Origin of the sequence: Timaviella obliquedivisa GSE-PSE-MK23-08B (genome assembly GCA_019358855.1) — a bacterium.
GTDB classification, from domain to species: Bacteria; Cyanobacteriota; Cyanobacteriia; order Elainellales; family Elainellaceae; genus Timaviella; species Timaviella obliquedivisa.
Genome location: JAHHII010000009.1, coordinates 12,831 through 35,788, shown reverse-complemented (window position 1 = coordinate 35,788; position 22,958 = coordinate 12,831). Strand labels below are relative to the sequence as shown.

Annotated in this window: 22 protein-coding genes; 12 read left to right on the top strand and 10 right to left on the bottom strand. The window is 48.2% G+C overall.

Features of this window, described 5'->3' with window-relative positions:
- Window positions 1–72: 72 nt before the first annotated feature.
- Window positions 73–2,715: a hypothetical protein gene (locus KME11_15995; GenBank protein MBW4516711.1), complete on the bottom strand. Its 2,643-nt coding sequence runs from the start codon at window positions 2,713–2,715 to the stop codon at window positions 73–75.
- 156 nt (window positions 2,716–2,871) lie between these two features.
- Window positions 2,872–3,684, bottom strand: a complete 813-nt coding sequence (locus KME11_15990; GenBank protein MBW4516710.1) for a DUF4230 domain-containing protein — start codon at window positions 3,682–3,684, stop codon at window positions 2,872–2,874.
- A gap of 214 nt (window positions 3,685–3,898) precedes the next feature.
- Between KME11_15990 and KME11_15985 the strand changes: the two genes are divergently transcribed.
- From KME11_15985 to KME11_15970, 4 genes are all read left to right on the top strand, one after another.
- Entirely contained in the window at window positions 3,899–4,267 is a 369-nt protein-coding gene (locus KME11_15985; protein ID MBW4516709.1) for an NAD(P)H-quinone oxidoreductase subunit M, read from the top strand.
- Window positions 4,268–4,356: 89 nt separating this feature from the next.
- The gene (locus tag KME11_15980; protein ID MBW4516708.1) at window positions 4,357–6,621 is read left to right on the top strand and encodes a protein phosphatase 2C domain-containing protein; all 2,265 of its coding nucleotides are present in this window, start codon (window positions 4,357–4,359) and stop codon (window positions 6,619–6,621) included.
- A 117-nt stretch (window positions 6,622–6,738) separates the two neighbouring features.
- The gene (locus KME11_15975; protein ID MBW4516707.1) at window positions 6,739–8,337 is read left to right on the top strand and encodes a CHAT domain-containing protein; all 1,599 of its coding nucleotides are present in this window, start codon (window positions 6,739–6,741) and stop codon (window positions 8,335–8,337) included.
- Window positions 8,338–8,431: 94 nt separating this feature from the next.
- Entirely contained in the window at window positions 8,432–9,040 is a 609-nt protein-coding gene (locus tag KME11_15970; GenBank protein ID MBW4516706.1) for a hypothetical protein, read from the top strand.
- Here KME11_15970 and KME11_15965 read toward each other — a convergent pair.
- The 4 genes from KME11_15965 to KME11_15950 are packed head-to-tail and all read right to left on the bottom strand — an operon-like array spanning window position 9,037 to window position 12,011.
- Window positions 9,037–10,395 carry a PrsW family intramembrane metalloprotease gene (locus KME11_15965; GenBank protein ID MBW4516705.1) on the bottom strand — a complete coding sequence of 453 codons (1,359 nt, stop codon included), beginning with the start codon at window positions 10,393–10,395 and terminating at the stop codon, window positions 9,037–9,039. The two genes, KME11_15970 and KME11_15965, sit on opposite strands and share 4 nt — an antisense overlap.
- A gap of 29 nt (window positions 10,396–10,424) precedes the next feature.
- Window positions 10,425–10,622, bottom strand: coding sequence for a hypothetical protein (locus KME11_15960; protein ID MBW4516704.1), 198 nt, complete (start codon window positions 10,620–10,622; stop codon window positions 10,425–10,427).
- 17 nt (window positions 10,623–10,639) lie between these two features.
- On the bottom strand, window positions 10,640–11,200 hold the full coding sequence (def, locus tag KME11_15955) for a peptide deformylase (protein MBW4516703.1): 561 nt from the start codon (window positions 11,198–11,200) through the stop codon (window positions 10,640–10,642).
- Between the two features lie 55 nt (window positions 11,201–11,255).
- Entirely contained in the window at window positions 11,256–12,011 is a 756-nt protein-coding gene (locus tag KME11_15950; protein MBW4516702.1) for an arylamine N-acetyltransferase, read from the bottom strand.
- Window positions 12,012–12,413: 402 nt separating this feature from the next.
- Here KME11_15950 and KME11_15945 point away from each other — a divergent pair, with 402 nt between their 5' ends.
- Entirely contained in the window at window positions 12,414–13,316 is a 903-nt protein-coding gene (locus KME11_15945) for an ABC transporter permease (protein ID MBW4516701.1), read from the top strand.
- A 50-nt stretch (window positions 13,317–13,366) separates the two neighbouring features.
- Here the strand turns inward: KME11_15945 and aat are convergent, their stop codons facing one another.
- A complete protein-coding gene (aat, locus tag KME11_15940) occupies window positions 13,367–13,942 on the bottom strand; it encodes a leucyl/phenylalanyl-tRNA--protein transferase (protein ID MBW4516700.1) in 576 nt (191 codons plus the stop codon).
- Between the two features lie 131 nt (window positions 13,943–14,073).
- Between aat and KME11_15935 the strand changes: the two genes are divergently transcribed.
- The 5 genes from KME11_15935 to KME11_15915 all read left to right on the top strand — a co-directional run bounded on the left by KME11_15935 (window position 14,074) and on the right by KME11_15915 (window position 18,517).
- Window positions 14,074–14,403, top strand: a complete 330-nt coding sequence (locus tag KME11_15935) for a hypothetical protein (GenBank protein MBW4516699.1) — start codon at window positions 14,074–14,076, stop codon at window positions 14,401–14,403.
- Window positions 14,404–14,562: 159 nt separating this feature from the next.
- Window positions 14,563–15,324: a response regulator transcription factor gene (locus KME11_15930; protein MBW4516698.1), complete on the top strand. Its 762-nt coding sequence runs from the start codon at window positions 14,563–14,565 to the stop codon at window positions 15,322–15,324.
- Between the two features lie 73 nt (window positions 15,325–15,397).
- Window positions 15,398–16,759 (top strand): HAMP domain-containing histidine kinase, encoded by a 1,362-nt coding sequence (locus KME11_15925; GenBank protein MBW4516697.1) that lies wholly within the window; start codon window positions 15,398–15,400, stop codon window positions 16,757–16,759.
- Between the two features lie 133 nt (window positions 16,760–16,892).
- Window positions 16,893–17,708 (top strand): rRNA pseudouridine synthase, encoded by an 816-nt coding sequence (locus KME11_15920; GenBank protein MBW4516696.1) that lies wholly within the window; start codon window positions 16,893–16,895, stop codon window positions 17,706–17,708.
- Complete coding sequence (locus tag KME11_15915) at window positions 17,705–18,517, top strand: DUF4115 domain-containing protein (GenBank protein ID MBW4516695.1); 813 nt, start codon at window positions 17,705–17,707, stop codon at window positions 18,515–18,517. The genes KME11_15920 and KME11_15915 overlap by 4 nt, the downstream gene beginning before the upstream one ends.
- 87 nt (window positions 18,518–18,604) lie before the next feature.
- On the opposite strand, the gene malQ is transcribed toward KME11_15915, so the two are convergent.
- On the bottom strand, window positions 18,605–20,101 hold the full coding sequence (malQ, locus tag KME11_15910) for a 4-alpha-glucanotransferase (GenBank protein ID MBW4516694.1): 1,497 nt from the start codon (window positions 20,099–20,101) through the stop codon (window positions 18,605–18,607).
- A gap of 413 nt (window positions 20,102–20,514) precedes the next feature.
- Here malQ and KME11_15905 point away from each other — a divergent pair, with 413 nt between their 5' ends.
- Window positions 20,515–20,949: an NUDIX hydrolase gene (locus KME11_15905; protein ID MBW4516693.1), complete on the top strand. Its 435-nt coding sequence runs from the start codon at window positions 20,515–20,517 to the stop codon at window positions 20,947–20,949.
- Entirely contained in the window at window positions 20,946–21,338 is a 393-nt protein-coding gene (locus KME11_15900; GenBank protein ID MBW4516692.1) for a RidA family protein, read from the top strand. The genes KME11_15905 and KME11_15900 overlap by 4 nt, the downstream gene beginning before the upstream one ends.
- A gap of 32 nt (window positions 21,339–21,370) precedes the next feature.
- Here KME11_15900 and KME11_15895 read toward each other — a convergent pair whose 3' ends face one another.
- On the bottom strand, window positions 21,371–21,742 hold the full coding sequence (locus tag KME11_15895) for a response regulator (GenBank protein ID MBW4516691.1): 372 nt from the start codon (window positions 21,740–21,742) through the stop codon (window positions 21,371–21,373).
- A gap of 240 nt (window positions 21,743–21,982) precedes the next feature.
- The gene (locus tag KME11_15890; protein ID MBW4516690.1) at window positions 21,983–22,873 is read right to left on the bottom strand and encodes an Rpn family recombination-promoting nuclease/putative transposase; all 891 of its coding nucleotides are present in this window, start codon (window positions 22,871–22,873) and stop codon (window positions 21,983–21,985) included.
- Between the last annotated feature and the right edge of the window lie 85 nt (window positions 22,874–22,958).

Sequence of the window (22,958 nt, the reverse complement as noted above, 5' to 3'; positions counted from 1 at the left end):
GCCCCCCGGCTTCTTGAAGAGGTCAGGGGACTTTAATGTTTATGCCTCTAAGCAGTTTGCGAGATGACTCTATTAAAGAGACATTAGCTCAATACCATCTAGACCATTGTCTGCAATAAAGTACAGCGACCCGCCAATATTGGTCAAACGCTCAGGGTTGGAGCTGAGGGTCTTGCTAGAATCATTCGGATCAGCTTTCGTGTTGATGTCAACTAGCTTCATTGTGCTGGTGGCAGTGTTGTAAGACCATAACTCTCTGCCTTTGGTCGTGTTAAGTGCCGAGAAGTAAAGAGAACTGCCGATCGCCACTAACTCCTCAGGGTTTGTGCCCATTCCATTAGAAACGTCTGTAATGCTGACCTGCATTGGAGTCGAGCCACTATCAACCTTCCAAAGCCCTTCACCCATGCCATCGTTTGCATCTGCAAAGAAATAGACTGAGGTTCCAACTGTAACTAGGTTGTTGGGACGGGAACTTAGAGTCCCAAAACCTGTTGTGTCAGAGGCAATGTTTAGAAGAGATGCTGTGTCAGTAGTGGTATCCAATTTCCATAGTTCTGTTCCATCAGCGGTCGTGTGGCCTGAGAAGTAGAGTGTATTACCGACCGCCACAAAACTCTTAGGATCTGTCAAACCACTCTGAATTAAAGTGGCACCACTACCATCAATTTTTACAAGGGAGGAGGTAGTACCAGACACGACCGCAGATGCATACAGCTTGCCATTCGCCACCACAAACGCGTTAGGGTTGGAACTACGGGAAGGGTTAAGGTCTTGACTGATCGGTACTCCTGGCGAAATGCCTCCCGGATTATCTATCCGCCATAACTCTTTGCCAATAGAGCTACTATTCGCACCCTGTTCTGCCGAGAAGTAGAGCGTATTGTTATAGAAAGCAAGATTTCCAACCCCATAAACTGGGTCAGCAGGATCAACAGCAAAAGGAACGGCTTCGATATCTGTTCCTGCTACGTTAGTTCTGTAGAATTGCCGAGCATTAGGATCTAAGGCATTGTTGGCGAGGAAATAGAGTCGTCCTCCTGCGGCAGTCAAGCTTGTAGGACTAGAACCATTGCTTCCTGTTCGTAGATCTTTTACCAAGACTGTCCCACTGGCAGTTCCATCACTTCTCCAAAGTTCAGTTCCGGTTGAGCTATCATTTCCTGCAAAGTAAAGGAAGTTATTAGCTTCGGTAAAGTTGCTCAAAGAACCAGAGAAAGACTTAAGCTTCTGAGTCCCTTTCAGAGTTCCATCAGTTTTCCAAAGAGCGGTATCGGCTCCATCGAAAGCAGAGAAGTATGCTAATCCACCGACCTTGGTGAGAAGCTTGGCATCAGAACTATTGCCATTCTCTCCAATGACAGCGTTGTTATCATCAAGAATCTGAGTTCTTCCATAGTTAATGTCTCGCGTAATAGTCGGAACGCTGTTTTTAGGGTTGAGTGACATTGATAAGCTGTACTCAGATCCTTCGCGGGTTCCAACTACCCCTGGCTTAATCCGAATGTAGTACGTGCCCTCATCTAGGGTTCCGCCAAAAACTTCGGCGCTGTTGCCCGATCGTGATGAGGTCAAAATAGAAGTATTTGCAGTTGGAGCAAATCCGTCAGCACCAAATAACTCAACATCTAAGTTGCCTGTTAAACTTCCGCCAGAAATACCTTTGAGTTCTAAGTTTAAGAATTTGCGCTCACCTGGAGCAACCACAATCTTGAATAAGTCTTCTGTAGAATTCTTAGCGCCATCTAATACATAGTTAGATGCCAGTACCCCTAGAACGGTTGTGGGCGTTAGCAATGAAGCACTATCTGCTCCGCCTGCCAGGGTTCCTGTAAAGCCATCAGTCAGCAAGGACATACTAAGACTGTAGTTGCTTGTAGCGCCTGGAGTGCCTTGGAACACCCGCGCAAAATAGCTTCCTTCGTTTAAAGGAACAAGTATCGACTCAGCCTGATTTCCAAGAGTCGTCGTAGTTTTGATCAAAACTCCGTTAATGTCGAGAATCTCAACATTGGCATTAGCCGTTAGCCCTGAGAGGTCAAACTTATAGTCGCCAGCGCTGGTGCTGGGCACCGAGAATTTGTAGTAGTCTTGCTGGTCGCCATCGTTGACAACGCCACCTTGGGCTGTAAATAAGAAATCCAAAGGACGAGCACCTGCTAAAGAGTTGCCATCTTCGGGGATCGGAATGGGAGTTGGGTCGGGAGTGGGTATGGGATCGGGAGTAGGGATAGGATCGGGTGTAGGAATAGGGTCAGGTGTGGGAATAGGGTCAGGCATTGGGATGGGATCTTCGGGGAGCAGCGCGCCAACGATGGAGAGGCGATATTTGCTGTCTATTTTGCCGCTTTGCCGAATTCGGATGACATAATCACCAGAGTCAAGTGGGTTGAGGGCAATCTTTGAGCCTCTGGGATTGCGTGCCTTGGCAGAACGGATAAGTTCAAAATTGGTGCTGAGATCTGACCGATCAATTTGGCTAAAGTCAATGTTGCCAACATTTCCCCTTACTTCTTCAAGGGGGCGCTTAAGTTTGTAGAGTTCAACTCCGACTTTGGCTTTTTTAGAGATTTTAGAAAGGTTGACACCTAGGCTGCTCCGCCCAGATAGATTAAATTGATACAAGTCATCAAGATCCTTTCTGCCAACTTTACCGTTCCGATTAGTCACGAGTCCGACGTTAATGGCTCCGTTAAGTTGATTATCCCTACGCATACCCTTTGACCCCAGTAATGCTTACAACTAGGGTAGTTTTCCCACATTGGGGCTAGGAGCAACTATTTCTAGCAGTATTTATGAGGGCTTAATACGATCGCTCTTTCCTCTGTATTCCTCCCCGATCGCCATTGCGGTTTCTGCTGAAGGCTAACTTTAGAGGGCGGATTGAGGTGCTAATTGTAGCGGTACTTCTACGGGCGTACTGAGCTTGCAAGAGTCTATTAAGGGAGGCTGGTTCTCAACGATTAGCTTTTGATAGCCCGCAGTCATGAGGAGTTGGTTCACGGTCATTTTGGCGCGATCGCTTGCCGACTGCAAAATACCATTGGCACAGGCAGAAGCCACAATTTTGTCTAACGTTTGCCGCTGCGCTAGATCCTGTAGCTCTGGGGCAGCATCGGGACCCAAGCCCAAAAATCCGCGATCGTAGTCATAAACTTTAGAGCGGCTGACATCGATTTTGCTGTCTAAAATTCGCGGTGGCGGCAAGCGAAGAATGGTGGTATCGCCATTGAGTTGCACATCTTCAGGCTTTAACTCAGACAAATCAACGCCTGCCCGAACTTCTCCGTAGGCGATGTAGAGGAGGGTGGTTTTGCCAACAACGTAGCCGCCAAGGGTACGATCGCGGCTGGCTGGCACCACGGTTTCCATAGTGAAAATTGCGGTTGTTAGCTCACTGGCATGACGGATTTGCTGTACCACCATCGATCGCACATCAACTTGTGGTTCGGGCTGAGGCGCATTGAATAAGCCAGAGAGCTTCCCGAAAAATTGGTTTCCAGTTTGCCACATGCCCGCCAAAATGATGAACCCAATGGCGATCGCTCCCCCTGTGGTCATGATCGACAAGGTTTTGAAGATGCTGCTTAAGTGCGCCAAAGCGAGGCTTTTGCCAGATTGAGCATTCAGGTTAAGGTCACGATGATCGCGCTTGTCCTGATCCTGAGATTTCGGAATTCTCATGCGATCGCGTCCTCTTTTGGGCAGGGGCAAGTTTAACATCCCCAAGCATAACGCCTGTCAGAAATTTGAGAGCAGTCAATAATAAAGCGATCAGAATTAAAGAGTACAGTCATCTGACAACGATAGGGAGGAGAACCGCGATCGTTGAGAATTCGACTTATACTATTTCCGAATACTGTTTGACAACACCCTCGTTTCCTAAGCCCTAAAACCTATGCTGCTCAAGTCTACAACCCGTCATGTTCGCATTTTTGCGGCTAACATTCAAAATACAAATAACGAACTGGTGCCTAGTCCCGACACACTGACCTTAGATGTTGACCCTGACAACGAATTGCTTTGGAATGACACCGCTCTTCAGCAGGTCTATCGCAAGTTTGATGAGTTGGTAGATGCTTCTGAAGCCGTAGAGTTGACCGATTACAACTTGCGTCGAATTGGGTCAGATTTAGAACAGTTTGTGCGATCGCTCCTTCAAGCAGGCGGCATTTCCTACAACCTCAACAGCCGCGTCAAAAACTACAGCCTTGGCTTACCCCGTGCTGCCGATGATAACGGTGCCGCCAATCACCTTGATCTCTAAAGAATTCAAAATCTCAGAGCTAAAATTCAAAATCTAAAATCGAGATACGATATCCTGATGGAACCGTTGTATTCCTGGCTCCATTACTCATGGCGATGCTTGACTGCCATAATCCCGCCTGCCAAACGCCCAATCCTGAAGGTAATCAGTTCTGTCAGAACTGTCGTACGCCTTTAATCAGGCGCTATTTGTGGGCAGTAGGCAAAGATCGCTATGACCCTGATGAATTGCTAGCAGGGCGATATCTCTGCAAATCTAAGAACATTTTTCTTGATACGAAGCCAGGACTTCTTCCCAATAATCCTGCCGAGGTTCCCCCTCAATTAGTGCCCTACTTGCGCCTTTCACCTTGGCAACTTCATGTGCCACAGGTTTATGACTGGCTAGAAAGACAGGCTTCTAGTCCTATTTTGTTGCTAGAACAGGCGGCTCTTTGGGTGGAAAGATTAGAGGGAGAGGGTTTCAATGTCCAACTTCTGCCTGCCCTAACTGATGAATGGGGAAAAGCGACTGCACTGCGTCAGTTGAATTGGCTATGGCAGATGGCGAACTTATGGCAACCGTTTAATAGTGAGCAGGTTGGCCCAGGTTTGTTGAATCCTGAATTATTAAAAGTAGAAGGTTCGTTGCTGCGGTTAGTAGAGTTGCAGAGCGATCGCGAAAATGAGCCTTCTTTGGCGCAACTTGGGCAACTTTGGCAGTCTTGGGCGGCGATCGCACAACCCGAAGTAGCCTCTTTTTTACAACAGATCTGCCCGCAATTAGTTCAAGGTGAAATTTATAGCATTGAATTGTTGATAGATTATCTTGATAATGCGATCGCTCGTGTGGGTCAAGCTCAGGCTCGGCACGTGCAAACCGCCACCTGCACAGACCAAGGCCCAACGCGCCAGCGCAACGAAGATGCTTGTTATCCCCCCAGTGGCATCGTTCAAGCCCTGCTCTCGGTACAAGATCCTCTAGTAGTTGTGTGCGATGGTATTGGGGGTCACCAGGGAGGAGATGTAGCCTCAAACCTGGCGATCGAAGCAATTCAGAACCAAATTATATCCCTCGACCTCAAAAGCTCCAATGCCGCGACTTTGATGGTGGAATTAGAAAAAGCCGCTTGCCTTGCCAATGATCAGATCAGCCGCCGTAACGATAGCGAACAGCGCCTAGACCGTCAGCGCATGGGCACAACTTTAGTCATGGGACTGATTCGCGCCCACGAGCTTTATATCACCCATGTCGGCGACAGTCGCGCCTACTGGATTACCCGCTACGGCTGTCATCAAGTCACGTTAGATGATGATGTGGCATCGCGGGAAGTCCGGTTAGGGTACTGTACCTATCCACAAGCACTTCAGCAACCTGGCTCTGGGTCTTTAGTACAAGCATTAGGAATGAGTGCGTCTAGTTTGCTGTATCCCAATGTGCAGCGATTTGTCTTGGACGAAGACAGTGTGTTCTTGCTCTGTTCGGATGGCTTGAGTGATGGCGATCGCGTGGAGGAATATTGGGAAACTGAAATTCTGCCCTTGCTAGAAGGAAAGACTGACATTGAAACAGTTAGCAAGCGCCTCGTTGAGATTGGCAATACCCAGAATGGACACGATAACGTCACGGTAGGCTTAATCTATGTTCAAGTAACCCCTTCATCGCCCCCATCGCCCTCCGTTCTTTCAGAACAACGCTGGTCAGATCAGTTTACCTCTACTGCCCCAGTCTCTGTTCAGACCAGCCAGCCTTACTCAGCAGAGCCTGTTCCATCCGGGATTAAAACTCAAGTTCTTCCTCCTAAACAGCATTCTTCTAGGCTGCTACTACTCGGTATTGGAGCGCTGTTGGGCATTGCAGGATTATTAGGGTTTCTCTTCTGGTTGTCGGGCGTTAAACAGGCAGTTGCTCCTGGATCCGCTCCACCAATTAGCCCTCAGCCTAGCTCAACTATTTCTGCTAGTCCAATTGTGACCCCTTTAGAAATTGGTTCATTGGTGCAATTGAACCCCAAAAATCCTGCCCTTCTCCCGCCTCTTGTCTTACTCTTTGAGCCAATTGCTCCTAATCCCAATACCAGTTCCAATACGAGGACTGGGATAGCGCTTTCTCCACCTGCTTCCAGTTCTCCTGGGGCGATCGGCACGATTCCTAATGACGCAGTTTTGGAGGTTGTGAGTAAGAGAGGCACGACTCGGCAGGGACAGTGGGTGCAATTTAGGGTGTGTTCTGTTCCAGTCTCAAAACTTGATTCTTCGTTAACGTCAGGACAGGAGGGCTGGATTCGGGAGTCTGACATTAGTGCCTGGGTAGTGCCCATTGCTCAGGCGACTCCTCAGCAACAGGGAGCTTGCAAAAAAACGGCATCTCCATAAGCAGGTTTAAGCAGGTTTGATTACGAGAACGTTCTCGGAAAGAGCCGAGTTGGGAAGGGACTGATACATTAGGGATGGCAGCTTAGTTATTTATTTAGAGGGATTAGTACCCGCTACATGTCTTTGTTGGATACTCCTTGTCTTAGCTTGGCGATCGCTCGGTTAACAGCGGTCGAACCGCAGCACTACGCCGTCTGGGTTTTGCAGTCTCCCTATCCAGGGGGATATGTTCACCACGACCGCCTATGGTCGCCCGCGCTGACCGAAACCTGGCACTCCTGGCAAGGGCTGTTTTCACTCCGCGACCTGCCCGAAGTTCCTCGGTTCCCCGTGACCTTACCGCCCTTAGTTCCTGATGCCAAGGCAGAAGGACATCCTACAAGCTACACAGGGCGGTTAATGCAGCACCTGGGTATGAGCCTTTGGCAATGGCTGCTGGATGGAACTATTCAAGGAAGCTTTAATCAGAGCCAGGGAATTGCCATTGGGCAAGGTCGTCCGCTGCGGGTGCGAATGGAAATTCGTGACCCAGAATTAATTGCTGTCCCCTGGGAAATTATGCAGCCCCAAGCAGGCAAACAAGCAATCTCCCTAAGTCAACAGCTTTTGTTTAGCCGCACCACCACAGATGTAGACCCACTGCCGCCGCTCCGCTCTGAATACTTTGTAAAAATTCTGCTGGTGCTAGGACAAGAATCTGCAAAGGGAGGTTTGGCGCAACTCAATCTTGATAGAGAGGCAGCTTCCCTGGCAAAAATTTTGGAGAGCGTTGCCGAAGCATCGCCGCGCCGCGCCATTACTCCAGCCTCTTGCCAAGTGACTACCCTCATTCAACCCACTCCAGGTGAACTGGTTCAAGCCCTAGAAACGGGAGATTACAACGTTTTGTTTTATGCAGGGCATGGGGTATCTGCGCCTGATGGCGGACTTTTGTTTTTGCGCCCTGGGGAAGCGATGAATGGGACAGAACTAGCGCAGGTATTAGTCCGGTGTCAGGTTAAACTCGCTGTTTTTAATGCCTGCTGGGGCGCACAGCCCTATCAGCAATCCCATCAAGCTGTCCCTCGCAGCAGTTTGGCAGAGGTGCTGATTCATCATGGCGTACCGGCGGTGCTGGGAATGCGAGACTCGATCGCCGATCAAGAAGCTCTGAGCTTCATCCAAGTTTTTACTCAAGCACTAGCAGAGCGATCGCCCATTGATGAAGCGGTTGCCATTGCCCGTCAGCATCTTTTAACGCTGTACAAATTTAATCAACCCGCCTGGACGTTGCCTGTCCTCTACATGCACCCTCAGTTTGATGGTGAGCTACTTCGTCCCTTTACAGGCAACGTGACCGAAATCCCTGAGTACTCTGCCACCTGGATGGGAGAACAGCGAACTCCCTCGGCTTACTTGCGATCGCTAGAAACCCCGCCTGAAGTTTGGTCTGTTCGAGGCGGTATCATGCGGGTGGGCAGTCGAGAGGGCAATGATTTAGTGTTACAGCATCCGGGTGTTTCTCGCGACCACGCTGAGATTTTCTATCGAGATTCTTCGCGGCTAGATGATCTGGAGCCGAGTTATTTACTACGCGATCGCTCTCGGTACGGCACCTGGATTTCTAGCGATGAAGGCTGGCACAAAGTTCATCAGCAAGAAGTGCCGCTGCGCTCCCAAACTCAGCTGCGGTTTGGCAATCCTCGTAGCCAAGCATTAGAATTTGTTGTCGAATAATCTAAAAAGCAATAGACAATTGCGGAACTGGCTTACAGGCAGATGTAGTCATGCATATCAAATCGCATCTGTCAGAAAATTCGGGAGTAAATTGATGACCCAAGACCCTCAACGACCTAGTGTTTCAGCTTTCCAATCTCAAGCTGAGATCGAGCTTCTAAGACAAATCCTGCAAGAGCAGGCTTCTTATGTTTGGGATCCTGCTAGCCTCACCGCAGCGTCCTATTTTGCTGACTTAGAGCAGGAAGTTTTGAACGCGGGTTGGACGACTGAAGACCTAACCGAGCAAGGACAAATTTTTGCGACCCACTTAGAGCAAGTTTGGGCGACTGTTCCTGCTACCAATGGTCTTGCTGCCGATGTATTCCAACGCTTTGCTACACAAGTTCCTCAACGGTTGCTCAATATTATTATTCAAAGAGCACAGCAAGTTGCTTCTGCTAACCTGTCTTTGGCAGATCAATTGGTTCAGTGTGTTCAAGATATTCTGCCTAGTTGGGATACTGATGATTTGCAAGTCCTTGCCCGCCCCTTTGCCTACGCTATGCGAGGTTCAGAATCTGAAAGTCTAGAATCAGTTCTAAAGTCGGTTCATTGTACAGACTGGGATGACTTATCGAGCATTGAACAAGCTAGATTGAGCCTAGCAGTGGCGCGCTATACGCTTCTCCAAAGTTCTGGTGCTGGAGAAGAATCAAACTAAGGCAAATTTGTAAAGCGAGTTGCAAAATTTTGCGATCGGTTGGGAGATAAAGCCCTCGCTTTCAAGATCGCTGCTGCTAAAAACGCATAAGAGGCGATACCCACCAGCGCTAGTACCAGTAAATTCAAAGCTCCTGTTGCATTCCATAGCGCATGTAATCCGGCTGCTGTAAGATACCCTACACCCAAGATTTGCCAGCGTTTTGAGGGCTTGAGAACACTCAGCCCAATGAAATAGCCCAGATAACCGCTATACGCCATGTGCCCAGAGATAGAACCCAAAATCCGGGTAATTAGTAGCTGTAGACCCACTACCGCACCCTGACTTTGAAGCATCAAGTCATTGCTTGCTGAGGGCACATATTGCCCTAATGTTTCGAGGAGTGTGAATCCTACGGCTGAGGCTGTCCCTAGTAAAATGCCATCAAGTGGCTCCCAAACCCCTATTTTTTCGCGCCAGGGCGATCGCAACTTTGTACCAATGCCATAAGCCAGCAAGATAGGAATTGCCTTTAGTAATTCCTCCATTAACCCTGCTCCAAAGAACATTCGCACTAGCATCAGCAGGAAGTTCTCTGATGCGGCGCTTTGAGAAACTTTTCCGGGTAGAAAATCCCGGAACACAAAAACGAACAAATCTAAAAGAGGGCTGCTCAATACCAGCACCGTGACGATCGCAGAACCCGCCAATACCCACCAGGGCTTGCGTTTGCCACAAAGCTGGTAGACAAAAAAGTAAGCAATCCCGGCAATATAAGCTGCCAGCAGTAGATTGAAAAGATCTGACTTACCAATGGCAGTAAACATCAAAACCACAAACGCGATCGTAATAATCCCTGGAAGTAAATAAGCCTTCTGAGTTAAGTCTCTCCCAGTCGAAAGAATTGGAAATAACTGGCTAAAGGTGACATCTGAGACGACTACTGAGTGAACGGGTAGGGCAGAAATATTCTCAGGACTCCCATTCTGAGAAACCAATGAGCGATTAGTCGGCAATTCGACAAACTCAGTACTGGATTGAAGCCCAAAAATAAAATGGGGGCCTCCTTGTGCCAACGAGATGCGATCGCCAACCTGTAAACTTCGACACCCTCTCAACGGCTGCCCATTAACATAGGTTCCATTTGCGCTGCTAAGGTCACAGACCTGCCAACCTGTTGGTGAGGTAAAGGACGGTCGAACCTCTGCGTGCTTTCGAGACACGCCCCCATAACTTTCAGAATCGAGGAGGATTTGGCATTGGGGATCGCGCCCCATCACCATTCCCTGAGGGTCAATCAGTGAGTAAGAGGCAGCAATATCGCCGCTACAAGAGACTTGCCGGAGAACTGCGGGCAGGGGAGGTAATCCGGTCATTATTCTAGGGAGGAGAGGAAAGGGTTATGCTATTGCCCATTAGCTCTGGCATCTTGAACGGCTGCATAAAAGAAGATACCCGTTAAAGGGGTACTCAATGCCAAGATAATTCCAGTGATTAACCCACCCAGTTGAGGGGTTCCTGAAGAGAGTTCAAATATACAACCCACTGCCGCGATCGCCGCAACGCACGAACCTGCCAACAAAGCACCACTTTTTGGAGTCACTCGATTTCTTCTCTTTACTAAACAGGCTTAACTGCATCTATCGCGAACCCTTGCTTCACTAGCTCTTGGTTCATTGCCAAAACATTATCCACCCGATCGACAAATAGAACGCCATTTAAATGATCTATTTCGTGCTGAATTACTCGTGCCAGTAGCTCCTTCGCGACTAGCTTTCGGGGTTTGCCCTGCTCGTCTTTGTAGGATACTTCAATCATTTCAGGGCGAGTTACATCTAAAAATACTTGAGGAATGCTGAGGCAACCTTCCTGGATCACGCAAAATTCTTTGCTGGCACTAGTGATCACCGGATTAATCAACACCAAAGGTGGTGTTGCTGCATTCTCGGTGTCACAATCTACGACCAGAATCTGCTTGTGTACGCCCACTTGGGGAGCCGCCAAACCAATGCCCTCCTCACTGTACATGGTCTGGAGCATTTGTCTTGCCAGTTTGCGAATGTCATCATCGACTTTGGCAATTCGCTTCGCAGGCTGTCGCAGGACGCGATCGCCCAGATAATGCAGCCCTAGGGGCGGTTTCACTAACTTCTTCTTTTCAACCAAAATTTGAGCAGTCATGACATGGAAACTCGCAAACGACCTTTTAACATTGAACTACATTCTTCTCTCCATCTTAGTAAATCCTGCTCATCTCTGGAATTTTGATGCAAAAGTAATCGGCTAGCGCCTGCTGGTACTCTTGTTCAGTTTTAAGACGGCGCTCCTGGCGATCGCCCCATCGAGTTAAAATCAATCGTCGATCTACCAAAGTAATACGTCCTTCCAAGGTCGCCCGACTACAAAGCCGACGTTGTGTAAACTTCGACTCTGGCGAAGTCTGGTGGTAAACGCACATTCTGTGAAACTCGGAGAACTGATGCGGATCTGGCGTAAAGCGAAATTGAGTTTGCCAATGATCTGTTTTAAGCGCTTGTACCAGCCAATACTGCCCATCATGACTCAACCGATAGCCGCCACATGCCCCTTCCTGGCTCAAGCTTAGAGGTTCGGGAAACGACTCTCCAAACCCCACATCTACCAACCAATCCTCTTCAAGATGAACAAGTAAGACAAGATGGTCAAAGTTCTCTCCAAACCCGCCCTGTTTTCGAGCAACCTGGGCTGAAAGTAAGGATACTTCAAAGCCTAGTTGAAGCAGAACTTCTGCTAGTAATCCATTTAACTCATAGCAGAAGCCGCCACGCTGCTGCTCTACGATTTTTGTAAACAAGGCATCTGAATCAAGATTAAGGGGCTTCCCCAGATGAATATCAAGATTTTCAAAGGGAACGGTTAGCAGATGGGCTCTTTGCAAAGCTCCTAGTGTCTGAACCGTCGGTTCTATTGATCCACCGTACCCAATGCGCTGTAGATAAGCAGAAATATCCATGGTGTGCAATTTTTCTATCTGCTTAGGCAGTTCTGATTACAGCATACACACTCTAAGAGGATGTCTAAGAAGTCTAGATTGCTATCCGATCCGCCCCCTAAATCCCCCATTCTGGGGGACTTTGAAGGAGCATTGGTTCGGAAGTCCCCCAGAATGGGGGGTGGGGGGCGAGTGTAAGAATCTTTGATACTTCTCAGACATCCTCTAAGTTTATAAGTTATTTGCCCTTCATCAAAAGCTTGCGTAGATTCACGATCGCCTTCTCCGTCAGCCCCTAAAACCTACGAGAAATCCAGTAGTCTTTATCTAATTTTCTTTAAGCTACTTAGAATTTCTGCTGAAGGAATTATCATGGCTCATTAAGAAAGAGTCTGGCTTAGGAGCAATTGGAGAGTTCTAAACGTGCTGCAAATTTTTACGAAATCAGACTATTTACTCCGAGAAACCCTGCTAGGGCTAAAGCGAAGCGGCTGGATGAACTGGGCGGCAGTTAGTACGGTTACAGTGTTGCTGTTTCTGTTTGGCATGAGTTTACAGGCTTCTTGGCAGTTAGATGGTTTAGTTAACCAATTTGGTAGCCAGCTAGAAGTGTCTGTTTACTTGGAAACAGGCGTGCAGGCAGATGACTTGAAGCCGTTAGTGCAAGCGATGCCAGAAGTAACTTCGGTGACCTCGATTCCTAAAGAAGAAGCATGGGGCGAATTGGTCAAGGCTTTGGGCTTGTCAGACATTCAGGGAGCGAGTGAGCAATTGAATGGTAATCCGTTGGTAGACCAAATGACTGTGAAGGCGAAGAATTCGGAGACGGTGCCAGTCTTGGCAACGAAGCTGAAGCAGGTGCAAGGGGTTGAGGAGGTGAAATATGTAGATGAGGCAGTGAAGCGACTGGCGCAGTTAAATCAAGGGTTGAATTGGGTCGGCTTAGGGATCACAACAATGCTAACGTTGACAGCGATCGCGGTGATCAACACGACTATTCGCCTGATTGTGATGGCACGTCGTCGAGAGATAGAGGTGATGCAGTTGGTGGGTGCAACCGATACTTGGATCTACCTGCCATTTGTTTTGCAAGGCCTAATCTTGGGCGGCGTTGGAGCATTAATTGCTTGGGGGCTAATTGCTGGGGTGCAGGGATTTTTGACTAGGCTCTTGGCGCAGCAACCCGAGTTTATTAAGTTTTTGACAGATGGAATGCAGCTAACGGCTCAAGAGTCGCTTTCTCTGCCCTTAATCTTGCTGGCGTTAGGTGGCTCGGTTGGATTGATGGGTAGTTTGTTTGCAGTACGACGCTTTTCCTTGCGTTAGCTTTTTCTGGGTTCTATCTTTCTCTTTACAGCCCCTTACAGCACGATTATTTACAGTAGGCAGGGACGGGCGATCGCTGTTTGCAGCAGCCGATTGTACTCCTGGTTAGGCAAGATATACGCCCCAAAACGCTCCAGATGAGGGTTCATAATTTGGGCATCGAATAAGAGAAACTGGCGCGATCGCAGGTGTTCAACCAGCTTGACCATTGCCACCTTCGAGGCTTCAGGAATGTGGTAGAACATAGACTCTCCTATAAATGCTCCACCAATAACGATGCCCAAAACCCCACCGGCGAGGGTTTCGCCTTCCCAAGTCTCGAAACTGTGGGCGATTCCAGCCTGATGCAGCGCCCAATAGATTTCTTTCAATTCTGCTGAAATCCAGGTCGTTTCTCGCTGGGCGCAGCCTGCGAGCACTGCTTTGAAGTCTCGATCGACGGCAACAGTGAAACGATTCTGGTTAAGGATACGTTGAAGCGATCGCGGGTATCGAAACCGATCGTCTAAAGGGATCAGCGCCCGTTCGCGGCTAGAGTACCAGCTTAACGCCTCGCCTTCTCCGTCTGCCATCAGAAAATAGCCTTGGGTGTAACCCTGAATGATGGTAGAAACATCGAATTGCATAGAAGGGAAGTGGCTAGGAGAAACATCCGGCGGTTGAAACGTATATTATCTTGAACGATGAAGCGGCTGAATTACCTAATCAGATAGCATAGCGTTTATGCAGATTAGAGATATACAGATTGGAGGACGCAATGGCTGAGCCAATCCCATCCATTACATTGCCGCCAGCGCGCGATGCTCAGCAAGAGGGGGAGTGGTTACAGCGATCGCTCCATCAATGGCTTGACCAAGAATTTATTCCTGAAGCCGTGAATGAGGGAATTGCCCAACGAGCGGCACAGGTGTTTGTACGGCAGCGAATGGAAGGTGAGAACGATGTGAGTTCGCTAGTCATGGCGATTATTACTGAAATGCAGGCGTTTGATTTTTCTAGAAGCTTTTATAGCGAGTTTGCCGTTGCCAATGCAGTCAGCGATCTGTTGTTAGATAGCTTAGGCATCGATCGCTGCTGCGGACAATAGGCTAGGTTGTGGGGAGCATTAGAGTGCTGGTCTTGGGCTGAAAATCAAGGTTTGTATTAGAAACCACAGAAATTATCTCGCTCGACCAAATTTCTTTGTTAAGCGATCGAGCTTTAATCTGATAGGATGTGCTTGACACATAGCTCTACAGGCGCATCTATGCCCATTACCCTAACGCCCGAAGAAACGAGGTTTCAGCAGGAAACAAGGCTCGGTCGAGTGCTTTTGGTTGAAGACGAAGAGCTAATTAGAGAGACGATCGCTTTAGCGCTGTCTGAAGAAGGCTACGAAGTTGTAACAGCCGAGGATGGACGTAAAGGGCTAGAACTAGTTTGTCGCTCAGGAGAGTCGAATCGTCCTGAATTGGTGAATTTTGATCTAATTATTTTAGATTTAATGCTGCCCTATGTTAACGGTTTAGACTTGTGCCGGCTGATTCGGCGAGAAGGAAATAGTGTCCCTGTTTTGATTTTGAGTGCAAAGGGCAGCGAAACCGATCGCGTGGTGGGCTTAGAGGTCGGTGCAGATGACTACTTGACCAAGCCCTTTGGGATGCGAGAGCTAATCGCCCGTTGCCGTGCCTTGCAGCGTCGCCATCGTCATGCTCAACTTCAAGCTCAGGAAACTACGCTAAAATTTAACGATATTTCTCTATATCCCCAAGAGTGCCGAGTCACAGTTCGAGGAGACGAGATTAATCTTTCTCCAAAAGAATTCCGAATTTTAGAGTTGTTCATGAGCTATCCCCGCCGAGTCTGGTCGCGGGATCAGTTAATCGAACGGATTTGGGGCCCTGATTTTATGGGCGACAGTAAAACAGTAGATGTTCATATCCGTTGGCTCAGAGAAAAGCTAGAGGTTGATCCGAGTCATCCTGCGTATCTCTTAACCGTTCGAGGTTTTGGTTATCGGTTCGGTTAGGCATAATTTTATGGCATAGGTTTCGGGTTATTCTATCTGCTGTGCTCTGAACTTCTTCAGATGGAATCAAATCGTGGCAGTCTTAGGGTTTCTCTTAGGGTTAACGGTTGGCATAGGGTTACTGCTGTGGCAGCGATCGCGCTTTAATTTAAGGCTGAGGGTTTTAGCTAGAAAGCTGGGGACAGATGTGGAAGATAACTCTTTATCTCCCGCATCGCAGGTGGGTATCGCAATCGCTCAGATGAAAGAGGTGCAATATCACCTTGAGCAGAAGGTGGAGATATATTGGCAAACTTTACAGCGTGCCCCGATTGGCTACCTGAAAGTTGATGACGAAAATCGGCTGATGGAGTCAAATTTACAAGCCCGAACCCTCTTAGGGATCGATGAGGAAAGCCGCTCGGCAAAGCCCCGCTTGTTGTTAGAGCTTGTGCGTTCTTATGAACTAGATGATTTGATTGACCAAGCTCGAAATGTCGATCGGCGTTGTCAACAGGACTGGATGTTTTACTCTGTAAGCAATGATCCGGCTCAACTCTCGGAGCAGCAGTCTTACGCATTGCGGGGATATGCTTTCCCTTTAATGGAAGGTCAAGTTGGAATTTTTCTAGAGAATCGTCAAGAATCGCTGACTTTAATGCAGCAGCGCGATCGCTGGGCTTCTGACCTGGCACACGAGTTAAAAACGCCGCTGACTTCTATCCGTTTAGTGGCTGAAACTTTGCAAACTAGGGTTGATCCCGCTCTGCGGACTTGGATCGATCGCTTAATTCAGGAAACAATTCGTCTCAGCACGCTCGTTCAAGATCTGTTGGATTTAAGCCAGGTTGACCAGAACTCTTTTCAAGGGATTCAACTTCAGCCCAATAACCTGGTTGATTTAATTTATTCGGTTTGGCACAGCCTAGAGCCGCTGGCAAGACGCAAAGGAGTACAAATTGACTATCGTGGACCCACCCAGCTTTGGATGCCAATGGATACGGCACGAATTCATCGCTTATTAGTCAATCTTTTAGATAACAGCATTAAATTTAGCCACGACTACCAGCATATTTGTGTCAAGGTTCAGGTGGAGGATGCGCTCAAGCCTTCTCAACCTGCTCAGGTGTGCCTTGAGGTCATTGATTCGGGGTCTGGTTTTCCAGAGGCAGCTCTGCCCCACGTATTTGAGCGGTTTTACCGGGCTGATCCTTCGCGATCGCGCCAAGTCACGCTGTTGGCGGAAACGACCAGCGATATGGGGCAGAGCGATCGCTATACTAGTCAGCCTGACTTACCCAGTGGCAGTGGGCTAGGGTTGGCGATCGCTCGGCAAATTGTAGAAATTCATCAAGGTTCAATCACTGCCAGCAATCATCCCCAAACAGGGGGAGCCTGGCTCCAAGTTCGTCTTCCCATGGGTAGTTCAGACTCTCTACACACTTTACCCACCTAAATCTGTGGTTTGGTTACCGCAAAAGTCCTCCAGTCCTGTAATATTTGTACATGTGCAAACATGCTAAATCTGAACACAGAGTCCTGGCTTTGCCCCCAATCTACTCTCTTGGTTCAGTGCCCCTTCTTATCCTATGACTGAAAGGCTACAAAAGATTCTTTCCCAATGGGGGGTTGCTTCACGTCGTCAGGCTGAGCAAATGATTTTAGATGGACGCGTCTGCTTGAATGGGGAAGTTGTCCAAATTGGACAGAAAGCTGACCCTCAACAAGATTGGATTGAGGTAGATGGAACCCATATCCATCCCACTCACCGTCCTACTCCGATTTATTTGCTGTTACATAAGCCTGCAGGGGTTGTTTCTACCTGCCATGATCCTGAAGGACGTTCCACAGTAATTGATCTCATTGCCCTATCAGTGGGTATTGATGCTGGGGTTCATCCTGTGGGGCGGCTAGATACTGCCTCTACAGGAGCGCTGATCCTCACTAATAATGGAGCAATTACCTTTGGGTTGACCCATCCTCGTCATGCAGTGCCCAAAACTTATCAGGTTTGGGTCGACGGCTTGCCCTATGCCAGCACTCTAGAGCAATGGCGTGACGGAGTGATGCTAGACGAAAAAATGACGTTGCCTGCAGAAGTTCGGGTTCTCAATCAAGATCGAAACCAAACACTTTTGGAAATCGTACTTCGAGAAGGACGAAACCGCCAAATTCGTCGAGTGGCTGAACAATTGGGTCATCCGGTTCGTCAACTACACCGAACTGCTATTGGTTCAATCCGACTAGGAAAATTACCAAGTGGGCAGTATCGTTATCTAAGGGAGTCTGAAATTAAGTTTTTACAGGTTCAGGCTGAAGGTATCGGACAACCCCTGGCAAACTTAGGGATGACTGAACCAGATTTGAAGATTGGTGTGAGTGAAAGTAAAGGTCACAAGCTATGACTACAGAGATTTCCCTCCTACAAAAGAATGAGCAAGCAGAGCAACTTACGCAGATAGGCGACTATTTGCGGCAGATTCGTGAGGAGAATTTGTTGTCTCTCGAAGAGGTTTCTACCAAGACGCTAATTCAGCCTCGGCTGTTGCGGGCGATCGAGATGGGCAAGTTACAGCAGTTGCCTGAACCTGTCTATATTCAAGGATTTATCAAGCGCTATGCGGAAGCCTTGGGGCTGGATGGGACCCAGTTTGCGGAGGCGTTTCCAGTGGAGGGCAATGCCCGCAAGGTAGAGTCATCTTGGAATGATTCTGCGGCTGCCCAACTTCGTCCACTGCATTTATATGTCGCTTATGTCGGGCTCATTGTGGCATCAGTGAGCTTACTCTCTTATGTGGTCAATCGTTCGGAGCCTATTCCTAGCGGTGTCACCCGTTTAGAAGCTAGCCCTTCTAATGTCCAAAGAAGTTCAAGTGCTGCTGAGAAGTCCATTAGTCCTCAAACGATCGCCAGCCGCTCAACCGTGGATAAGCCCGTTAAAATTAATGTCAAGCTGACGGCTCAGTCGTGGTTGCAGGTTGAGGTAGATGGGCAGCCTGACTACGAAGGCGTTTTGTCGGAAGGAACTGAGCGTTCTTGGTCGGCAAAAAGCTTAATTCGGGTACGATCGGGCAATGCGGGAGGCGTAATGGTTGCTTACGATGGCAAGCAGGCAAAGCCGATGGGTGATCCAGGAGCAGTTGAAGAGAAGGTCTTTTCGGTCAGCCAAGACTCAGCAAGTTTGCCAGATTCGGCGATCGCTCCCATTCGATAAGGCTTTATCGAGTTCTGAATAATTTAAAAAGCAGAGAGGCGGCTTCTAATGAGCTACTTCTCTGCTTTTCAAGAGCTATTTTCGATCCTACTTAGGGTTGCGCCCGTAGATCTGGGTCATGGTACGGAGGCGATCGCTCATTTCAGGCGTTAAGGCACCTGCCTCGTAACGCCAGCCCCAGTTACATTCAGCCTGTCCGGGTGAGTTCATCCGCGAGGCAGTCCCTAATCCCAGAATATCCTGTAGAGGCGTAATGGCTTGGTTTGACACAGAGCTTAGGGCAAGACGAATCAGATCCCAGTGAACCCCGGCAGAACTCGGGGCACTGAGGTATTGGGTAACGCTGTGCTGTTCATCAGGCGATCGCTCTTCAAACCATCCTACAGTTGTATTATTGTCGTGGGTACCTGTATAAACCACGGTATTAGGGGTGTAGCAGAAGGGCAAATAGGGATTATCGGAGCCGCCATCAAAGGCAAACTGAAGAATTTTCATGCCAGGAAAGTCAAACTGATCCCGCAATGCCTCTACTTCTGGCGTGATGAATCCTAAGTCTTCGGCAATGATTGGCAGAGTGCCCAATTCTTTCTTAAGCTGTAGAAAAAGTTCTGTGCCCGGGGCTTCTACCCACTCGCCATTGATGGCTGTAGTTTCGCCTTGAGCCACTGCCCAGTAAGCCTGAAATCCTCGAAAGTGGTCAATACGAATCAGGTCAACGCAGTTGAGCATGACCTGAAATCGCTGCATCCACCAGCTAAAGTTCTCCTGCTGAAGGCGATCCCAATCATAAATGGGGTTGCCCCAGAGTTGCCCAGTCTCGCTGAAATAGTCAGGAGGAACGCCTGCCATGAGAAGGGGCTCACCTGTTTCTTGATCAAGGTGAAAGTATTCGGGACGTGCCCAAACTTCGGCACTGTCATGGGCAACATAAATCGGCAAATCGCCTAGGATTTGAATTCCTTTTTCGTTGGCGTATTGCTTCAGGCTTGACCATTGTTGAGCAAACTCGAACTGAAGGAATTTATGATAGAAAATTTCGGCGGCTAGCTCTTGTTGCTTGTGGGCGATCGCCTCAGGTTTACGCTGAGCAATTTCTGGCTCCCATGTTTGCCAACTAGCTCCCCGATGAATTTCTTTAAGCGCCATAAACAGGGCAAAGTCTTCGAGCCAAGCGGCAGATTGACAGAAAGCCTCAAATGCTTGGTATTTTTGCGGGTCTGGCTGCGCCCGGAAATGATCGCAAGCCTTCTGCAATAGCGGCATTTTGACGTGAATGACCCAGCCAAAGTCTACAGATAGGGGAAAATTAGGGGGATTAGATATATCGTCTATGCTCAGTAATCCTTGTGCTTGAAGCTTTTCTAAGCTAATGAGCAGCGGATTGCCCGCCATTGCCGAGAAACATTGATACGGAGAATCGCCATATCCTGTGGGGCCTAGGGGTAGAATTTGCCAAATCTGTTGGTTACTTTCAACTAGAAAATCAACGAATCGGTAAGCCTCGTTGCCCAAGTCACCAATACCAAATTGGCTAGGCAATGAAGTGGGATGGAGCAAAATACCGCTAGTTCTGGGAAAAGGCATACGGGTTAGAGATTAGAGAGGCAAAAATTGTTTTTCCAACATTTGACTGTATCATGATCTGAAAGTTCCAAGTGGAAGCGACACGTTGGATCTGCGATCGCCAGAGCCAGGCAATTGTCGTCTTGATTCTGCTCTAATTAATCACTTCAGGCACTTCAGATATTCATGAGTTAACCAGTTTTAGTACTTTTTGTTGTCTATCTTCCGGTTTGAATTTTAGGGTTACGTTTAGGTTCGACGCAATCATTCGTAGCCTAGCTAAATCATTCGTAGCCTAGCTATTGGCAGCATTGTTGAATGAAAGGGCGATCGCTCCCCTGCTGTGGTGCGGATAGTTTTTGGCAAGAGTCCAGACATTTCTTTATCTCATCTCTCTCATCTCTATCTTAGATCTGACGATTCAGGCTTAACCGATGACCTATAAGAATCCTGTTCCTACGGTTGATATCATTATTGAACTTAGCGATCGCCCCCATTGCCCCATTGTCTTAATCGAGCGCCTTAACGTCCCCTATGGCTGGGCGTTACCTGGAGGCTTTATCGACTATGGCGAATCAGTCGAAGTTGCAGCAAAACGCGAAGCCCAGGAAGAAGTTGGGCTAGGGGTTCAATTGGTCGAGCAGTTTCAGGTTTATTCTGATCCTGCCCGTGATCCCCGGCAGCATACCCTCAGTATTGTGTTGATTGCGATCGCTCAAGGAGAACCAAAAGCTGGAGACGATGCCAAAAATCTAGGAATTTTCGACCTTTGGCAACTGCCTTCTAATCTTTGCTTCGATCACGATCGCATCTTGCAGGATTACTGCTACTATCGGCGATATGGTTTTCGACCCAGGCTTTACGTATGACCCGCGAAATTATTCAGACCGACCAAGCTCCTGCTCCTGTAGGGCCCTACAATCAGGCGATCGCCGCAACTGGAACTTTGATTTTTGTGGCGGGGCAAATTGCCCTTGATCCTGTAACTGGAGAAGTGGTGGGGGAAGGAGATGTGGTACAACAAACCGAGCAAGCGATCGCTAACCTCAAAGCCATCCTCGCTGCCGCTGGAGTAACCCTGGCAGACGTGGTCAAAACCTCAGTGTTTTTAGTCAATATGAATGACTTTGCGGCAATGAACGCCGTGTACGCTAAATACTTTGACGAAGCGACGGCTCCTGCCCGTGCCTGTGTTGAAGTTTCGCGCTTGCCAAAAGATGTGCAGGTTGAAATTGAATGTATCGCTGTGAAAGATTAGGAATGTATTGCCGTAAAAGATTAGAACGGCAACTAGCCTCTCGTCTTTAGCAACTGCTTGACAGCCTTAACCAAATCCTGAGGATGAAACGGCTTAGTCATGTAGGCATCGGCTCCCTGCTTCATGCCCCAGTAGCGATCGAACTCCTCGCTTTTGGTCGAACACATGAGCACTGGAATGCTCTGAGTACTGGGGTCGGTTTTGATCCATCGACATAACTCATAGCCATTCATCAGCGGCATGATCAAGTCAGTAATGACCAAATCGGGCGCTTCGGTTTGAATTTTCCCCTTCGCCTCCACACCATTGATAGCCTCAATGACCACTAGCCCATTGCTCTGCAAAATCTCAGCAATCATTTGCCGTAAGGTGTGACTATCATCAACAATTAGAACTTTGCTCATGCCGATCTATTGCCCCACTCGCCCTAACGGTCAGCTTGCTAGCTAATCTAGAAAGTAAAATCCTATTCATAGTATTCCCATAAGGCTAGAAACAACTGCCTTCAGCTAAGATGAATCTTCTGAATCAGCAGAACGTCTATTTATCGAGTTGTGCAGAGGTACGTTGATGATTTGAGAAGTCTGTTCAACGATTGGTTAATCTCAAAGACTACGACTTAATAGATCTGATGTATCGTCCTGTTAATGCTCTGTCAGCCAAGTCTCTAGGTCTGCTAGGGTGCCAAAATCGAGTACTGCTTCGATGAGTTCCTCAAGCAGTGGCAAGGGTAATGCGGCGATCGTGGTTTTCATCTCTGGCGATAACTTTTGTCCTAATCGACGGGTCAACAGTCGCAAAACCAAATTTGCAGCCTCTACTAGTCGCCCTTCTTCTCTGCCTTGTTCTCTGCCTTGTTCTCTGCCCTCTTCTCTGCCCTCATTCTTGGCTTCTTGGTAAACCCGCGTTTCCTCTAATCGCATATTTAGCATTGCTTCTACCTCAACTCGGCTTAACTCGGAAAACTGATAAACCATAATCGTTGTCACTACCTCTATTATGGCGCGGCTCTCGGCTTCAGTTGTTGTTTCCTGTTCTGTTCTAGTCAGGAGGTGTCGTGCTTCAATAGGAGTTTGTTGGCGATTCAACGTTGTCAGTATCATTAAGGCTATACCAATGGGCAGATGACGAATGGCTCCTAATTCATTTAGATAGATGCGATGCACTTGCTCGCTGCTCAATAGTGCCCGATAGGGATGCAACTCACTTTGCTCTAGACTGCGAGATGGATAAATCACAACGGCTTGCCAGTCACAATAACGTGCCCGATTGCGATAAAAATATAAAAATGACTCGCCGAATACTCGTTCATAGAGTTGTTCATCTTTTTGAAACTGCACTTCGCAGAAATAAACTACGCCTGGTGTTCCTGTGTTAGGCGGTAGAAATACTCCATCAATCTCAAATTTTGGCTCTTTAACCGCGACTGAATCGAAACGATAGTCTTGGGCATTAATGGGTGGGTTGGGCAGTAGCTCAAACAGAGAGGCTGGGGTCTGTTGAAAAATTTTGTAGAAAATTGAGTCTCGGCGCATGGATGAAAATTAGGGTTAGGAGAATAAGCGATCGATCGCCCTATCTCTAAATAACGCATCAGCGATCGCCTTCGTTGATCGCCCT

Bases quoted from the DNA above. Each gene is read 5' to 3' on its own strand.
- KME11_15970 (MBW4516706.1), top strand. From the start codon at position 8,432: ATGACCCAAGACCCTCAACGACCTAGTGTTTCAGCTTTCCAATCTCAA.
- KME11_15950 (MBW4516702.1), bottom strand. From the start codon at position 12,011: ATGGATATTTCTGCTTATCTACAGCGCATTGGGTACGGTGGATCAATA.
- KME11_15905 (MBW4516693.1), top strand. From the start codon at position 20,515: ATGACCTATAAGAATCCTGTTCCTACGGTTGATATCATTATTGAACTT.
- KME11_15965 (MBW4516705.1), bottom strand. From the start codon at position 10,395: ATGACCGGATTACCTCCCCTGCCCGCAGTTCTCCGGCAAGTCTCTTGT.
- KME11_15895 (MBW4516691.1), bottom strand. From the start codon at position 21,742: ATGAGCAAAGTTCTAATTGTTGATGATAGTCACACCTTACGGCAAATG.
- KME11_15985 (MBW4516709.1), top strand. From the start codon at position 3,899: ATGCTGCTCAAGTCTACAACCCGTCATGTTCGCATTTTTGCGGCTAAC.
- KME11_15975 (MBW4516707.1), top strand. From the start codon at position 6,739: ATGTCTTTGTTGGATACTCCTTGTCTTAGCTTGGCGATCGCTCGGTTA.
- KME11_15920 (MBW4516696.1), top strand. From the start codon at position 16,893: ATGACTGAAAGGCTACAAAAGATTCTTTCCCAATGGGGGGTTGCTTCA.
- KME11_15900 (MBW4516692.1), top strand. From the start codon at position 20,946: ATGACCCGCGAAATTATTCAGACCGACCAAGCTCCTGCTCCTGTAGGG.
- KME11_15930 (MBW4516698.1), top strand. From the start codon at position 14,563: ATGCCCATTACCCTAACGCCCGAAGAAACGAGGTTTCAGCAGGAAACA.
- aat (MBW4516700.1), bottom strand. From the start codon at position 13,942: ATGCAATTCGATGTTTCTACCATCATTCAGGGTTACACCCAAGGCTAT.
- def (MBW4516703.1), bottom strand. From the start codon at position 11,200: ATGACTGCTCAAATTTTGGTTGAAAAGAAGAAGTTAGTGAAACCGCCC.
- malQ (MBW4516694.1), bottom strand. From the start codon at position 20,101: ATGCCTTTTCCCAGAACTAGCGGTATTTTGCTCCATCCCACTTCATTG.
- KME11_15990 (MBW4516710.1), bottom strand. From the start codon at position 3,684: ATGAGAATTCCGAAATCTCAGGATCAGGACAAGCGCGATCATCGTGAC.
- KME11_15995 (MBW4516711.1), bottom strand. From the start codon at position 2,715: ATGCGTAGGGATAATCAACTTAACGGAGCCATTAACGTCGGACTCGTG.
- KME11_15980 (MBW4516708.1), top strand. From the start codon at position 4,357: ATGGCGATGCTTGACTGCCATAATCCCGCCTGCCAAACGCCCAATCCT.
- KME11_15935 (MBW4516699.1), top strand. From the start codon at position 14,074: ATGGCTGAGCCAATCCCATCCATTACATTGCCGCCAGCGCGCGATGCT.
- KME11_15890 (MBW4516690.1), bottom strand. From the start codon at position 22,873: ATGCGCCGAGACTCAATTTTCTACAAAATTTTTCAACAGACCCCAGCC.
- KME11_15915 (MBW4516695.1), top strand. From the start codon at position 17,705: ATGACTACAGAGATTTCCCTCCTACAAAAGAATGAGCAAGCAGAGCAA.